The sequence below is a fragment of the candidate division KSB1 bacterium genome (assembly GCA_034521575.1).
GTDB lineage: Bacteria > Zhuqueibacterota > Zhuqueibacteria > Residuimicrobiales > Krinioviventaceae > JAXHMJ01.
In genome coordinates this window covers 758,112-772,731 of sequence record JAXHMJ010000005.1, presented here as the reverse complement: position 1 = coordinate 772,731, position 14,620 = coordinate 758,112, and the positions used below count along the sequence as shown (strand labels likewise).

16 protein-coding genes are annotated in these 14,620 nt (G+C 47.4%); 11 read left to right on the top strand and 5 right to left on the bottom strand.

Features of this window, described 5'->3' with window-relative positions:
- Positions 1-250: 250 nt before the first annotated feature.
- From panC to panD, 3 genes are read left to right on the top strand one after another with little or no spacing between them, the layout of a single operon-like run.
- Entirely contained in the window at positions 251-1,108 is an 858-nt protein-coding gene (panC, locus tag U5R06_16355; protein ID MDZ7724326.1) for a pantoate--beta-alanine ligase, read from the top strand.
- Complete coding sequence (gene panB, locus U5R06_16350; protein MDZ7724325.1) at positions 1,098-1,856, top strand: 3-methyl-2-oxobutanoate hydroxymethyltransferase; 759 nt, start codon at positions 1,098-1,100, stop codon at positions 1,854-1,856. The genes panC and panB overlap by 11 nt, the downstream gene beginning before the upstream one ends.
- Positions 1,853-2,215: an aspartate 1-decarboxylase gene (gene panD / locus U5R06_16345; protein MDZ7724324.1), complete on the top strand. Its 363-nt coding sequence runs from the start codon at positions 1,853-1,855 to the stop codon at positions 2,213-2,215. Before panB ends, panD begins: the two co-directional genes overlap by 4 nt.
- 20 nt (positions 2,216-2,235) lie before the next feature.
- On the opposite strand, the gene U5R06_16340 is transcribed toward panD, so the two are convergent.
- Together U5R06_16340 and U5R06_16335 are read right to left on the bottom strand one after the other, a co-directional pair.
- Positions 2,236-2,706, bottom strand: coding sequence for a YbhB/YbcL family Raf kinase inhibitor-like protein (locus tag U5R06_16340; protein ID MDZ7724323.1), 471 nt, complete (start codon positions 2,704-2,706; stop codon positions 2,236-2,238).
- Between the two features lie 41 nt (positions 2,707-2,747).
- On the bottom strand, positions 2,748-3,110 hold the full coding sequence (locus U5R06_16335; protein ID MDZ7724322.1) for an MTH938/NDUFAF3 family protein: 363 nt from the start codon (positions 3,108-3,110) through the stop codon (positions 2,748-2,750).
- Positions 3,111-3,265: 155 nt separating this feature from the next.
- Between U5R06_16335 and U5R06_16330 the strand changes: the two genes are divergently transcribed.
- Both U5R06_16330 and U5R06_16325 read left to right on the top strand, forming a co-directional pair.
- Positions 3,266-4,297 (top strand): peptidylprolyl isomerase, encoded by a 1,032-nt coding sequence (locus tag U5R06_16330; protein MDZ7724321.1) that lies wholly within the window; start codon positions 3,266-3,268, stop codon positions 4,295-4,297.
- Between the two features lie 152 nt (positions 4,298-4,449).
- The gene (locus U5R06_16325) at positions 4,450-6,015 is read left to right on the top strand and encodes a B12-binding domain-containing radical SAM protein (GenBank protein ID MDZ7724320.1); all 1,566 of its coding nucleotides are present in this window, start codon (positions 4,450-4,452) and stop codon (positions 6,013-6,015) included.
- On the opposite strand, the gene U5R06_16320 is transcribed toward U5R06_16325, so the two are convergent.
- The gene (locus U5R06_16320) at positions 5,930-8,068 is read right to left on the bottom strand and encodes an amino acid permease (protein ID MDZ7724319.1); all 2,139 of its coding nucleotides are present in this window, start codon (positions 8,066-8,068) and stop codon (positions 5,930-5,932) included. The two genes, U5R06_16325 and U5R06_16320, sit on opposite strands and share 86 nt — an antisense overlap.
- Positions 8,069-8,211: 143 nt before the next feature.
- Between U5R06_16320 and U5R06_16315 the strand changes: the two genes are divergently transcribed.
- Genes U5R06_16315 through U5R06_16305 form a run of 3 tightly spaced genes read left to right on the top strand, consistent with a single transcriptional unit; the run spans position 8,212 to position 11,169 of the window.
- Entirely contained in the window at positions 8,212-8,808 is a 597-nt protein-coding gene (locus tag U5R06_16315; protein ID MDZ7724318.1) for a metallophosphoesterase, read from the top strand.
- Positions 8,738-9,712: a 5'-nucleotidase C-terminal domain-containing protein gene (locus U5R06_16310; protein ID MDZ7724317.1), complete on the top strand. Its 975-nt coding sequence runs from the start codon at positions 8,738-8,740 to the stop codon at positions 9,710-9,712. Before U5R06_16315 ends, U5R06_16310 begins: the two co-directional genes overlap by 71 nt.
- A gap of 8 nt (positions 9,713-9,720) precedes the next feature.
- Positions 9,721-11,169 carry a M48 family metalloprotease gene (locus U5R06_16305; protein ID MDZ7724316.1) on the top strand — a complete coding sequence of 483 codons (1,449 nt, stop codon included), beginning with the start codon at positions 9,721-9,723 and terminating at the stop codon, positions 11,167-11,169.
- Positions 11,170-11,213: 44 nt separating this feature from the next.
- Here the strand turns inward: U5R06_16305 and U5R06_16300 are convergent, their stop codons facing one another.
- Positions 11,214-12,176, bottom strand: a complete 963-nt coding sequence (locus tag U5R06_16300) for a tocopherol cyclase family protein (GenBank protein MDZ7724315.1) — start codon at positions 12,174-12,176, stop codon at positions 11,214-11,216.
- 113 nt (positions 12,177-12,289) lie between these two features.
- Between U5R06_16300 and U5R06_16295 the strand changes: the two genes are divergently transcribed.
- The 3 genes from U5R06_16295 (at position 12,290) to U5R06_16285 (ending at position 14,128) form a co-directional block, all read left to right on the top strand.
- On the top strand, positions 12,290-12,721 hold the full coding sequence (locus U5R06_16295) for an OsmC family protein (GenBank protein ID MDZ7724314.1): 432 nt from the start codon (positions 12,290-12,292) through the stop codon (positions 12,719-12,721).
- A 282-nt stretch (positions 12,722-13,003) separates the two neighbouring features.
- Positions 13,004-13,387: a hypothetical protein gene (locus U5R06_16290; GenBank protein ID MDZ7724313.1), complete on the top strand. Its 384-nt coding sequence runs from the start codon at positions 13,004-13,006 to the stop codon at positions 13,385-13,387.
- A gap of 204 nt (positions 13,388-13,591) precedes the next feature.
- A complete protein-coding gene (locus tag U5R06_16285; protein ID MDZ7724312.1) occupies positions 13,592-14,128 on the top strand; it encodes a hypothetical protein in 537 nt (178 codons plus the stop codon).
- On the opposite strand, the gene U5R06_16280 is transcribed toward U5R06_16285, so the two are convergent.
- Positions 14,117-14,620, bottom strand: coding sequence for a TIGR00725 family protein (locus tag U5R06_16280; protein ID MDZ7724311.1), 504 nt, complete (start codon positions 14,618-14,620; stop codon positions 14,117-14,119). The genes U5R06_16285 and U5R06_16280 overlap by 12 nt on opposite strands.

The following is a 14,620-nucleotide window of genomic DNA, read 5'->3' as shown; positions in this document are numbered from 1 at the left end:
CTTGGCTCAGGGGGGCAGATGTAATGGGATACATCTGATGGTTTGTCCGGGGAGATAAACTGAATTCATCACTTTTTACAGCGTCTTTTCCGGCACCCTGAACTATTGATTACGTGATGATATTCAATTCATTGCGGTTTCTTTAGCTTGATTTTCGCAAGAAAATCAATCGATTGAATCCATTTTCTTGTTTGTTTTAGCTTGTGAGATTGTTATCTTTTTGAAAAAAAAAGAGTCAAACAGAACTATTATGGACGTCACTCACAACATACAAGATACTCGCCGGATTTTAAAAAATCTTTCCCCCGAAACACAGATCGGACTGGTCCCGACCATGGGAGCCCTGCACGAAGGACATGCGGCTCTGATTCGGCAGTCTGTTGCCGACAATGATTATACGGCAATTTCCATTTTCGTCAATCCGCTGCAGTTTGGCGAGCATGAAGATCTGGATCAGTATCCGAAAACCTTGAACGCGGATGTAAAGATGGCAGACGACCTAAGTGTTGATCTTGTGTTCAATCCGAACGCGCGTGAAATACTCGGCGAGCGAATGCTGGCCTTTGTGGACATTGATGAGCTGCAGGATAATCTCTGCGGCGCTTCGAGGCCGGGACATTTTCGCGGTGTCTGTACCATCGTGAGCAAATTGTTCCATATCATTCAGCCGCATCAGGCCTATTTCGGTGAAAAAGATATACAGCAGTTGATCATTATCCAGCGTATGGTTCAAGATTTGAATTTTCCCGTACGTATCGTGCCCTGCCCGCTGGTCCGGGAACCTGATGGTCTGGCGAAAAGTTCACGCAACCGCTATTTATCCCCGGATGAACGCAAACAGGCGTTGGTGCTGAGCCGGGCGATCGGCAAGGTTGTGCAGCTGTACCGATCCGGTGAACGCTCTGCTGCTGTTTTGGTTCAAGAGGCGGAGAACAGGATCAAAACCGCCCCCGATGCTGTCATCGATTATGTGCAATTTGTAAACGGATCGATGCAGGATGTGGAATATGTCCGGGACGACACGATACTGGCGTTGGCGGTGTTTGTGGGAGAGACCCGTTTAATTGATAACCATATCATGCATAGAAAGTTTTCCTGTGATACCTGATATTCTGGCCAAAAAAAATGTTGAAAAACTGAGCATGCTGACCTGTTATGATTACAGTTTTGCCGGCATTCTGGACGGCTTGGTTGATATGATTTTAGTGGGAGATTCTCTGGGTCATGTGATTCTGGGCGCTGAATCGACCAAAAAGGTGAGTATGCAGGATATGCTGCGGCATCTGTCAGCTGTGCGCAAAGGCGCGCCTAATACGTTTGTTGTGGCGGATTTGCCGTTCCCGGTGTCACAAGATACAAACGAGGCCCTGACTCGGGCGCGTGAGCTTGTGGAGAATGGCGCGGATGCGGTTAAACCCGAAGGCAATCCTCAACTGGTACACGAGCTGGTGCAGCGGGATATTCCGGTGATGTCACATCTGGGTCTGCTTCCGCAAACGGCCGAGTCCTTTAAAGTTGTGGGCCGTACAGCGGATGAAGCTGAATTGCTGATCCAGCAAGCGCAGGATATTCAACACGCCGGAGCGTTTTCGGTGGTTCTGGAGTGTGTGCCTGCCGCGCTGGCGCGCCGGATTACCGCTGACCTGCGTATCCCGACGATCGGCATTGGATCCGGACCGGACTGCGACGGACAGGTTCTGGTTTTATACGATCTGCTTGGGTTGTTTCCCGACTTTAAAGCAAAGTTTGTTCGCAAATACCTAAATTTACAGTCCCTGGTGCGTGAAGCGGTGCAATCCTATACAGCTGATGTGAAAAATCAACGCTTTCCATCCGAGGAGGAGAGTTTTAAATGATGATCACGATCATGAAATCGAAAATACACAATGCCACCGTGACGCAGGCCGATCTGTACTACGAGGGCAGTATCACCATAGACCAGGACTTTATGGATCGTATGGATATCTTGCCCGGTGAACGGGTACAGATTGTCAATCTTGAAAACGGCGAACGTCTGGAGACCTATACGATCTCCGGAGAGCGCGGCAGCGGAATGATTGGTATGAACGGTCCTGCTGCGTTGAAATGCGCGCAAGGGGACCGTGTTCATATTATCTCCTATGCGCTGATGGACAAAGAGTCCGCACGCGATTATATCAGCCGCGTGCTTGTTCTTGAGAAAAAGAACCGTATCAAGAAAGAAATTCAGGAATAGAGTGTTGTCTTGATCCTGATTTATTTTTCGTAAAGACCGATCAACTCGGTTTGCTCCAGTATGTGGCCCTGCATCGCCTCCTGCAATTCAGCAGAGGTCGGTTTATTCAGATCAGGCAACTCTGTATCCAGTGCAAAGAGTTTGAAAAAATAACGGTGTTCACCGACAGGAGGACAGGGACCGCCGTATCCGGTTCGATCCCAGTTATTAACACCCTGCAAGGTTCCCTCCGGCAATTCATTCTCCGGGATTGCTTCCGGGAGGCCGTTGTTCCTGGCCGGCAGATTGTAGAGCACCCAGTGCACAAACGTCATTTTCGGCGCTTTGGGATCCGGGGCATCCGGATCATCCATGATGAGCGCCAGGCTTTTGGCCTGATCAGGAACTCCGGACCAGGACAGCACCGGAGAAATATCATCACCCTGGCAGGTGTATTTTGACGGGATTGGGCTATTGTGCGAAAACGCCGATGATGTGAGTTGTAATGACATATTGACTCCTTTGTGTGTGTTGTGAAAAATAGTTACCGATTTCAACAGGTGACATGGAACAGCCCCACAATCGGTCCGGACTCTTTATTCCAGTATTCAATGGCACGCGGTGTGGGACAGATTTCCAGTGTGCAATGTTTTTTTTCAAAATATTGCATGGCCTCATCCGATACTTTAAGGACACCGTTTTGACCGGTGCCTAAAATTATTTTACCTGTCCCTGATTGATATATATGTTTGGCTTCTTGTTCAGAAAACAGGTGTGAACTCCCGGTTTCTTTTTTGGACAGTTTTTTTTTGCGTTTGCTGATTTTGCCGTCCAGGTGGATAATGACATCGTGAGAGTATTCCGTGCCGTCTATCGTAATGCTGCCGAAAGAGGTGCTGTTGATAAAAGGATTCATAATTCACCTCGTACTCTTTTGAATTCTTAGGAACGTTTTATTGTTGTAACAGTAAAACCAAAAGGTTTAATTCAATGGAAAAAGTATTTTCATTTGGTATTTATTTTTTTTATTTTCCTAAATCTTTAAACAACTTATTAAGAAAAGGAGACTTTATGCGATATTTTTTTTCGCTGGTAGTGTTGAGTGTTGTTCTAATCATGGCCTGCGGGGGACAAAAGAACCCCGGTCCTCTGTATGAACCGGGCACCGAAGAATACGCTTTGTTTGAAACCCTGTCGGATTCTATGGGCATCGAGGTCCTGGACCCGGATCAAAACAAAGTGCTTATCACCACATCCGAATTTACGATCTGGACATCCGATATCCTGTCTTCGTTGTATGCGCCGTTGAGCCGCATGGCGAACCAGATCAATCAGATCCCACCCGAGCAGATCTATCAATTCATCGAACAAAGCGCAGAAAACAAAGCGCGGCAGAAATTAATTGTTATGGATGCCAAGAAAGAGGGTATTACCGTTTCCGACAGCGCGGTTCAGGCTCAGTTGGAAAGTTATTACCAGGCGCGCGGTGGCAAAGATCAGTTTCTCCAGTTCCTGGAACAACGCAACATCAGCCTGGACCTGGTCAAACAAGATATCAAAGCCAATCTGTATTTGCAAAGATATACGGATGAGGTAGTATCACAGGGTATGGAAATCACAGAAGAGCAGCTCTTTGAGGAATATCAGAAACCCAAGACAGCCTCTGTGCGCCACATCCTGTTCTCAACCCAGGGAAAATCCGAGGAAGAAAAAGCCGAGATTGAAGAAAAAGCAAATAAAGTGCTGGAAGAAGCAAAGAGCGGAGCTGATTTTGCTGAATTGGCCCAGCAGTATTCCGAAGATCCCGGATCCAAGGAAAAAGGCGGTCTGTATGAAGATTTCGGCAAAGGTCAAATGGTAAAACCCTTTGAAGAAGCTGCTTTTACGATGGATGTTGGTGAGATCGACCTGGTCGAGACCCGATTCGGTTATCACATCATCAAAGTTGTGGGCCACAAACAGGAAGAAAAACCGTTTGAGCAAGTAAAGGACAGCATCAAAACCCGTATGGAACAGCAGTCGTCTCAAGATGCACGTGAAAGCGCCATCGATCAGCTCAAGGAAGATTATAATTACAAAGAGCATTTCAGCTGGAATGCCTGATTGATGAGAGATACAGGCATGTGCGGAAAACCTGCACATGCCTTTTTTTCGGGGGATGTTTTGAATTGAAATTCCAATGACAGATCTGTTTCATAACCAAATCGTTCTAATTTTTCCACCGGTATCCAAACCGTCGGAACCGCCTGCGGGGATTGCCTATATCAAACAGGCGCTTCAGCAGCACAATATCGAGCTGCGGACTCATAGACGCCAATATCGAGGCGCTTTATGTTGTATTGAATCATTCATATCAACCTGACTCTTCCCGGGAACGTTCCGCGCTTTGCAATGTGACTGCTAATGTGAATGCATTAAAGTCCTGGGAGACGTATCAGAACCTGAGCCGCTATAAACGCAGTGTCAAAGAATTGGACCGGTTTTTAGCCATGGCCGGCCGGTCGAGTGGATGCCGTTTGCGGTTGAAAAACCTGGTTTATCCTGATTTGACTCCGGTCAAATCCACAGACCTGCGTCACGCTTTTGAGCATCCCGAAAAAAGCCCGTTTTATGCTTATTTTGAAGAACTGGCGGACCGGGCCGCTGCGGCCTCACCCGAGATTATCGGTATTTCTCTGATGTTCCTCAGTCAGGCGCTGTCTGCGTTTTCACTGATCGGTTGTCTGCGCCGCAGAACTATAACGTCAAAAATTCTGCTGGGAGGCGGATTGCTCACCTCCTGGATGAATGATTCAAATCGGCAGCCGCCTTTTCAGGATATGGTGGACGCCTGCCTGCCGCATCGCGGTGATCAGGCCCTGCTTGATTATCTTGGTGTAAAACAGACTGTTGCGTGCGGATTGCCGGATTATTCGGATTTTAATAAAGACCTTTATTTGTCACCTGCGCGACTTTTTCCTTACAGCACATCACTGGGCTGTTACTGGAACAAATGCCGATTTTGTCCCGAGGCTGCGGAGAAAAAATCTTTTCAACCGCTGTCAAGCGAACAGTTAACGGCTGATCTGCAGAACCTGCGGGAAAAGGAGCGGACCGGAGTCATTCATTTTCTCGACAATGCCATTCCTCCGAAACATCTGAACCGGATTATTGACAATCCGCCAAAGGCGTGGTGGTACGGGTATGTGCGGTTTGAGCCGGCGCTGGAATCAAAAGACTATTGTCAGGCTCTGTATGAATCAGGATGCCGAATGCTGCAGCTGGGTTTGGAATCCGGCGATCAACAGGTACTAAATGAGATGCGCAAAGGAACCCGGTTGTCCGCGGTCCGGCGAATCCTCGATAACCTGCATCAGAGCGGCATTGCCGCTTATGTTTATGTGCTGTTCGGGACCCCTTATGAAACCGCCGAAACAGCGCGTCACACATTCGAGTTTATTCAGAGGATGTCAGAAAGGATCGATTGGATGAATCCGTCAATATTCAATCTGCCCCTGCTCAGCAGTGAAATCAATGATTATGAAACAAATCTGTTTTATCCGGGAGATTTGAGTTTGTATGCGGATTTTCGGCATCCACACGGATGGGGTCGCCGTGAGGTCCGCCGGTTTGTTCAGAATGAATTTCTGCAGGACCCGGTCATAAAGTCCATATACCAGCGCACCCCGCCGTCGTTTACCTCCGAACCATGCTGTCTTTTTCCCGCTTGCCCAAAACCGGCAAGACTGATTTTTATCAGGCCAGCGCGTTTTCGTGTCCGGAATCCTGCACAAACAGGCAGCTCGATTCTGTTTCTTCAACAAATTCCCGCATGCGTGTGAAATCCGGGGACTCGCCCAGGCCAAAAATATTGATATCGGCGCGCGGGGCTGATTCCAGGGTGGATTTGAACGGACCGTGCAGAACATGCAGCCTGGTGATGCCCGGCAGACGGGCGGCATCGCTCAGTCTTTCCAGAAAACGGTACAATGTCTGATGATTGGCTTTGCTTTTCGAAACCGTAACCAGGTTGATGTTGCCGTTCCAGTTGATTTGCAGATGCAGCGTCAACAGTAATGCCAAATGCCAGTTCGGACTTTTGTCGCGCAGCCATAAATTGATGTCTTTCTGCATGCCAAACGCCATGCGCGAGTGCTGCAGCAGAATCACCACACCCATACCGTATTGATGCGCGTGCTGGAATAATTCCCGGATTGTCTGGTCCTTGCGTTCATTACCGCCCATGGTCAGGAACAGCGTGTTGGGTTTAAACATACTGGCCTGCAGGGTCTGGATGACCACTTTGGCGCCGTGAATAAATTCCTGATCATCAATGACCGTGCTGTTGACCAGGATGTTTTCCTGCTTGATCGGGTCCAAAAGTTTTTCGAGCTCGGCCTGAGTTTCTTTGATGTCTTTTTGCTTTACCGTAAATGCGAACAAACTGCCGGACGGATATGTGATATTGCGGATAAACAGCAGCGGTCCGGCCCAGATACCCGGATCATCAATGGGCACCAGCAGATCGGGTTTCCAGGTAATCTGGTGACGCGGATATCGCCTGGCGATTTGTGAGGCGCGTTCCGCAAGAGTGAGAAACATTCCGCTGCGGATATCGCCCCAGTGCGCTTTTAATCCCAGACGCTCCAAATATACATAAAGCGCCAGAATGATGATGATGGCGATTATGCTGAACACCGGATTGATTAAAAACATGATGAATACGCAGCCGAGTCCTCCGATCAATGACACGAGTCTGGGAATTTTAAACGTGGGACGAAAACTGATAATTTTCATGCTTTGCTGGGCAAATACGACAAAGTTGAGCATTCCATAGGTAATCAGAAAAAACATGGTAATCAAACCGGCCAGTATGTCCAGGCTTCCTACCAGCAAAGCTGCTAAAATAATCGTTCCGGACAATAGAGAGGCATTCAAGGGTTCGTTGCGTTTGCTCTTGCGTGCAAACAGCTTGTGAAAGGGTACGGTTTTATAGGTGGCTAATGCCTGGAGAATCCGCGGTGCGCCGACCATGCTGCCCAGGGCTGATGACAGGGTGGCGCCAATGATGCCGGCCAGAACAGCCGGCCCCCAAAACGCCTTGTCAACCATGATCATTTGATTACTGCGCAGTTCTGCGCTGGATGCGATAAGAGTGGCCACATAGGCAATGACCAGGTAAATCACCATGGTCACGCCAATGGCCGATAGCGTGCCCAGGGGAATGGCTTTTTTGGGGTTTTTCAGGTCACCCGACATATTGGCGCCAGCCATAATTCCGGTGACCGCCGGGAAGTAAATCGCAAATACCTGCCAAAACCCGGCATCCTGAAATTTTCCGACCATCATGACATCTGTCGGCGATGCCGGGCTGGCGAAAAACGAGATCAGGGAAAGCCCGATCAGGGTCATGATGATGTACTGAATCTTGACTGCCACATGCGCGCTGAACGCGGAAATGAGCATGAGTCCGGCCCAGGCGATGATCGCGGTAGAGAGATAGGGGTGTGATGGGAATATGCTTCTCCAGGCTTCGGTAAATCCGATGATATAGAGCGCCGATGACAAGGTTTGAGCGATATACAGCGGAATACCGATACTGGCGCCGGCTTCCAGGCCCAAAGATCGAGAGATAATGGAAAAAGCGCCGCCGGCTCCGATTCGGATGTTGGTGGTCATGGAAGACATGGAGAGCGCTGTGCATAAGGTGATCGACTTTGCCAGCACAATGATCGCAACCGCACCGAGAAATCCGGCGTTTCCGACCACCCAGCCCAGACGCAAATACATAATGACGCCGAGTATGGTCAGCACATCCGGAGTAAATACACCTCCGAATGTATTGAATTTTTTGACGCGTGTTGGTCCGTTTTTGGTTTTGTTTTTTCCGGCCATGCTGTTACCTCTGTATGATACTCCATTCTATATAAATTAATCAGGATAATCTGAATTTTGCAATTATTTTGCGAGAATCAAAATAAAATTTATTATATTTATGTTACACAATTAAAATTATCATATGTAAATGGAGTTCACCCGTGTCGAAAAAAACAGTTTTAACCGTTTTTAGTTTGTTATTGTTTGCTAATAGTTTAACAGGAAAAACCATCACGTTATTGCATACCAATGACATGCATGCACAGTACCTGCCCATGCAGGCGGTTTGGATCCAGAAATCACCCAAGCCGCTGATCGGCGGACTGGTGGCGCTGGATTATCATATTCGCCGGCAGCAAAACCTGTATCCAAATTCTTTACTCCTCGATGCCGGGGATATCTGCACCGGCACGCCCTTGTCCAATATCGAATACAAGGGCGCGAAAAACGGCGCATTTGTGCACATGATGAATCTTATGGGATATGATGCGTTGACCATCGGAAATCATGAATTTGATGAGGGACAGGAAAATCTCGGGAATCTGATTGAACTTGCGGATTTTGATGTGCTCGCCTGCAATCTCTATAAAAATGATCGAATTGTTTGCTTCAAAGCCGTACGCCGTTTATCGCATGAACGGCGTACGTGTAGGGGTGATTGGTGTCCTGTTGAAGGATCTGGCCGGAGTGGCTGCTATCAAAAATTTAGAGGGGCTGGAGCTGAGATCGCCGGCCCGGTCGGTTCAGACCATTATTGATCAGATTGATGCGCAAACCGATATGATTGTGGTCCTGACCCATCAGGGGGTAGAGCCGGATTTGAGTCTGGCCGATTCGCTGCGCAATGCGGATGTGGTCATCGGCGGGCATTCGCATACGCGCTTGACCCAACCGGTAGTGCGCAATAATATTTTACTGCTTCAGGCCGGATCCAAAACCCGGTACCTGGGCCGGCTGACGGTAGATGTTGTAGATGATAAAGTAGCGGATTACACGTATGAACTGGTCCCCACCTGGGTGGATTCCGTTAAAACAGTGAATGAGGAACTGCAAGCCAAAGTGGAATCCTTTAGAAAAAAAATTGATGCCGAATACAATAAAACGATTGGCACTCTTTTAACGGACTGGGAACGCAGCAGCAGAACTGAATCCAATATCGGAAATTACTTGTGTGATGTCATAAGGATGCATACGGATGCGGATTTTGCCCTGTTGAACAGCGGCGGTATACGCAAAAATTTATCCGCGGGTCCTGTCACTAAACTGGATATTATGGAAATACTGCCCTTTACCAATTATGTTATAACATTTGAATGCAGCGGCGAACAGGCGCTGAGCCTGATACGTGAAAACATTCGGGCAGCTGTTTCCCGCGAGTACGGTATATCTCAGGTCTCGGGAATCCGGTATTCTTATCGTATTGTGGAAGGTGAAGGAAGATTATTAAAAGCGACAATCGAGGGAGAGCCGATTGATCCGGAGAAAACCTATACCTGCGCCACAGTCGATTATTTGTACGGACAGCTCACCGAGCGCGGCGGATACTCGTTCAAGAATATGCAGCAGACACCTTATTTGATGTCTGACCTGGTTATCGAACATATTAAAAACCATCCTGAGATCAATTCACAGGTTAAAGGACGTATTCAACGAAAAAAATAGAGGACAGTATGAATACAAAACTGTTTTGGAGAACGTTGTCGGTTGTTTCGGTTGTGCTCATGATCGTTCTTTTTTTGTATTGCGCTATTAATCCGGTCACCGGACAACGAGAGCTGATGCTCATCAGTGAATCCGGGGAAGCGGCCCTCGGAAAAGAAACAGATAAACAGGTTGTTCAGCAATATGGGATGTATGATGATCGCGAGCTTGTTGAATACATTTCCGATATCGGACAGAAAATGGCCCGCTCAACTCATCGTCCGGATTTGAACTATTCCTTTAAGATTCTCGATAGCCCGGTGATGAACGCGTTTGCTGTCCCCGGCGGTTATGTCTATTTTACGCGCGGGATTCTGGCTTATTTCAACAATGAAGCTGAAATGGCCGGAGTGCTGGGGCATGAACTGGGACATATCAGCGCCCGGCATTCGGCCGCAAAATACAGCAAGCAGGTGCTGGCTCAGGTCGGTTTGAACCTGGGAAGCATGTTTTCCGAAGAATTTGCCGAATGGGCGCCTGTGGCCATGATGGGGGTTCAGATGATGTTTTTAAAGTTTTCCCGCGACGATGAGCGCCAGGCCGATGATCTCGGCGTCCGCTATGCCAGCCGCATGGGATACGATGGCACTGCGATTGCTGATTTTTTCCGGGTTTTGGAACGGACCCAGCCTGAAACACAGGGTGTGCTGCCGCAATGGTTTTCTACGCATCCAAACCCGGAGGACCGCCAGGAAACGGTGCGCCGCCAGGCCCGGGAGATACAGGCAAATTCACCGTCGCAAACGTTTGTCCTCAACCGCAAAGCCTATTTGCAGCATATTAACGGCATCCCCTTTGGCAATGATCCGCGCCAGGGATATGTACAGGGCAATACATTTTATCATCCGGATTTGTCGTTCACCTTTCCCGTACCCCGGAACTGGAATGTGATTAACGGCAATCGCCAGGTACAGGTCACATCAGATGAAAAAGATGCCTATATCCTGTTCGGTGTCAGTTCGGAAAGATCGCCGGCGGCGGCTCAAAGTGCTTTTATGCGTCAGACCGATGGATTGCTGGTGACCTCGGAAACGGTTCGCGTCAATAATTTCGATGCAAGAAAATCTTTGATTGATGTGCCGTCACAGAATGATACCCTGCGGGTATCTTCCATGTATATCAGCAAGGACAATCAAGTCTTTGTGTTTCATGGTATAACACGTCGGTCGTTGTTTTCATCTTACCAATCTAAATTTGAAAACAGTATGGTGAGTTTTGATCGGCTAACTGATCCTGAAAAACTGGATGTCAAACCTCAATCTATCAAAATTCAGCAGGTGAACCAGACCGCAAAATTATCCGAGGTTTTGACGCGCTGGAATGTGCCTGCTGATGAGCAGGAAAAACTTGCTCTGCTGAATGGAATGGTTCTAAATGACACGGTAAGCAGCGGAGAGCTGGTCAAGCTGCTGAGATAGTCGGACTGCGCTCAATCGGGGATCGGATAAGCTTGCACCCTGTTTTATGACTTGAAAAGGCAGGATACATCTCCGTATACATCCAGTCCTGCCAATTCTCCCCTTGTTTGCAATAGTGCTTTATTGTTGCGCCGCAGTTCTAATGAAACGGACGAGGTCAGGCTTTCTTCGACGGCGGGACGCATCTGTCCCCGGACCGGAGCATGCAAAAGACCGCCGTCGCTGCGCCGGGCATGCACCTCCAGTTCATAGTCGTGTTTCTGAATGGAAAATTCTATCTGCTTTTTGCCGCCCCGACATTTTATCAGGTTGGCTCCATTATACGTTGTGAACGCATAGAACCGGTTTCCATGTCTCAAAGCGGCCAGAAAACCCGGAAAATAGCGTTTCAGCCAGGGGATATGCGCGATGGACACCATAAGCGAACAATCCCCGGACTGAAAATGCTGACATTGAACCCAGATATAGGCGCGCGGAAATCCGGAGCCCCAGTCTTTTTCAGTATATCCCAGACCGTTGTCAAAATTGACCAGTTGTCCATTGGTTTTCAGTGAGCCTTGCAGAGTGTGTGAAAACGAGAGCACGGCGTGGTAACACTGCATGAACGGAATAAAAGCGTATACGCCCATAGCGCCGGGGGAGAGGGCGGTTATAGGCCAGGGGGTCAGCGCGGAGAAATTCAGGGCGCCGCTTAGAACATCTAATTCGAGATGTACTTTGTCATGACTGAAAATATTGTTCCCGATAGCGATGTGATGTGATTTACCAGATGCCCTGAATTGATCTGCCGGAAATTTTTTGTACGCTGTTTGACGGGTACGGCCGTTCAGGATCATAATAAAAGCGTGTTCCCGGGATTCGGGTGAGCGATAAAAGCCGGGAATGACGGCCAGAGTGTTTCGGCGAGCTGCATCTGTAAATCGATAGAACCAGCCTTCAAAATAAGGGGCTTTTGATGTCTCGTGAAAATCATCCGGTGACCATATGGATTTAATAGTTTGAAACATATTTTAAGATACAGGTTTTCCGAATTGACCGCAAGATTATTTTGAAAGATTTTTTATTCTTTTTCTGTTGTAGAGATTACAGTGTTATTGTAAAACAAGAAAGGAGTCAAAATATGAAACGAACCGCAAAAGCCGTTTGGAAAGGTAAAGGTCCCCAGGGTTCCGGTGTATTGTCCACTCAGAGTAAAGTCCTGCAGGATCAGGCTTATTCGTTCAAGTCACGGTTTGAAGACAAAGAAGGCAAACAGGGCACCAATCCGGAAGAATTGATCGCGGCGGCGCATGCCGGGTGCTTTGCCATGGCGCTCAGTGCCATGCTGGCTGAACAGGATTTCACGACAGAATCCCTGCATGTCGAGGCCACGCTGACCCTTGATAAAAAAGGTGAAGGATTTGAAATAACCGGATCGCATCTAAGCCTTGAAGCGCAAATTCCGGATATTGATAACGATACGTTTCAAACGGTCGCCAATCAGGCCAAGGACGGATGTCCGGTATCCGCTGTGCTCAATTGTGAAAAAACGTTAACAGCTATATTAAAATAATGAATACTATGACCTGCATCAAGACAGGGGCCTTGATGCAGGAATTTCTCCGAGAAAAAACTGTCCGCTTTTTCTATATTGTTTAACAACGAAACAGTGAGAAACGCAATACAAACTGCCGACTCGTTTCTGTAACGGAATGGTTTTGTGGTCTATTTCGTAAATTCATTAAAAACAAATTATAACAGTTTCAAAGAATAATATGTATTTTATTTTTTTAATATCGGATGTGGCACTGTATTTGTATATGGGTCTGTCAGATGTTCAAAACTGGAGGCAGAATTGAAAACGATTTATTATCACATCCTAATTGCTGTTTTTCTTGTTGCGCCCTTGACGCGTGCGAACAGCATGATACGAAATGTATCGGATCTGGATACAACCGATCTGATCGAAGTGGATTTTAGAACTCGTTCGATGCCCTTTTCACCCCAACAGGAATTGAAATTGGTTGTGCACGATCCGGGAATTGTCACGATTGATATATTTACTCCGCAAGGAACCAGGGTTTGTAATGTTTTATCCAAAAATCTTGAAAAAGGAGATTATTCGCTTTACTGGAACGGCAGAGATACAGCGCAACAGCTGGTGGAGAGTGGTGTCTATATTTGTGTGCTTTCTTTTGGTCCCAAAAAGATCATGCGCACATTAACGCTGCTGCGTTGAAACATGATGAGTAAAACTCCGATGTTCCTTTCTGCAAATCCGATCGCTCGGATTACAACTGCTGCGTTTCTATAATTTTCCCAAAACGCAGCAGTTTTTTTATCCCCGAAAAAAACATCCTATCTTTAAAAAAAAGGTTGATTCTTTGCCATTCATTTGATAATCTATTGTAAACCGGAAAATGAATTCGCGAGGATTGAGAGAATGAACCAGAACAAATCAAAAGCGCCACGAATACCTCATCAGGGTTTGCGCACCGGATTTACCGTGGTTGTCAGTGTGCTTTTGGCGATCGTCATCAGCACGTTAATTTCGCATCAGCGCATCAGCAAGCCGCTACAAAACCGGATGGGCTCTCTTAAAGAGTCACAAAAGAGGCTGGCGGACAGTGTAAACAATTGTCTCGAACAATTGCAAAAGCATTCCGCATCCATTGATTCAATCAAAAATGATATTTATTCGGTCTCGCATGATAGTGTAAACAGTACCGCACTCTTGATGCGAATTCAGAAGCAGTTTGAAACAAGAGATGAATGGATCAATACTCGTTTATCGGTGATTGAAAAACGTCACGAACATATTTGTGAAACAGTGGATCATTTGCGCAAAGAATTTAAAAATTATGAACAGAGTATTGACCGGAAATATTCTGAATTGCTGAAAAATGATCGGCAGCTAAAAAATGCCCTGGATGCCATAGACCGCAAACTGGAAGAACTGGAACGGCGTTCAGATTTTTAACTGCGACTCGTTCAGCCACGCTTCAATTTCTTCGATGCACTCTGAAACCGAATGGACGAGTATAAATTGACCGGCGGATTCATATTCTTCGATCACCGATGGAACCGGTGTGTGCAGGGAAATTACGGTTTTATTGTTTTTCAGCGCCAGTGCAATTTCCGATAATGTTCCGGCGGAACCGGGACAGGCAACGATGATATCGCTGCTCAGGACATTGATGACATTGCGAGCATCTCCCATATTGGTACAAATCGGAATGTCGATATAGGGATTGGCCTGGTGTTTGGATGCTCCCATTAATATCCCCAGAGTGAGTCCGTTTTTACTCTTGGCGCCTTCCGCCGAAGCGCGCATCACGCCGGCGTCGCGTCCTCCGTTTAACAGTACCCAGCCGTTTTTCGCAATTTGTTGTCCCAGTTCATAAGCTTCCCGGGTTACTTTGGAGCTGACGGTGGAACCGCCCATTACACCGATTACCGGTTTGCGTTGCAT

Bases quoted from the DNA above. Each gene is read 5' to 3' on its own strand.
- U5R06_16330 (MDZ7724321.1), top strand. From the start codon at position 3,266: ATGCGATATTTTTTTTCGCTGGTAGTGTTGAGTGTTGTTCTAATCATG.
- U5R06_16305 (MDZ7724316.1), top strand. From the start codon at position 9,721: ATGAATACAAAACTGTTTTGGAGAACGTTGTCGGTTGTTTCGGTTGTG.
- U5R06_16335 (MDZ7724322.1), bottom strand. From the start codon at position 3,110: ATGAATCCTTTTATCAACAGCACCTCTTTCGGCAGCATTACGATAGAC.
- panD (MDZ7724324.1), top strand. From the start codon at position 1,853: ATGATGATCACGATCATGAAATCGAAAATACACAATGCCACCGTGACG.
- U5R06_16285 (MDZ7724312.1), top strand. From the start codon at position 13,592: ATGAACCAGAACAAATCAAAAGCGCCACGAATACCTCATCAGGGTTTG.
- panC (MDZ7724326.1), top strand. From the start codon at position 251: ATGGACGTCACTCACAACATACAAGATACTCGCCGGATTTTAAAAAAT.
- U5R06_16295 (MDZ7724314.1), top strand. From the start codon at position 12,290: ATGAAACGAACCGCAAAAGCCGTTTGGAAAGGTAAAGGTCCCCAGGGT.
- U5R06_16340 (MDZ7724323.1), bottom strand. From the start codon at position 2,706: ATGTCATTACAACTCACATCATCGGCGTTTTCGCACAATAGCCCAATC.
- U5R06_16280 (MDZ7724311.1), bottom strand. From the start codon at position 14,620: ATGCAACGCAAACCGGTAATCGGTGTAATGGGCGGTTCCACCGTCAGC.
- U5R06_16320 (MDZ7724319.1), bottom strand. From the start codon at position 8,068: ATGGCCGGAAAAAACAAAACCAAAAACGGACCAACACGCGTCAAAAAA.
- U5R06_16300 (MDZ7724315.1), bottom strand. From the start codon at position 12,176: ATGTTTCAAACTATTAAATCCATATGGTCACCGGATGATTTTCACGAG.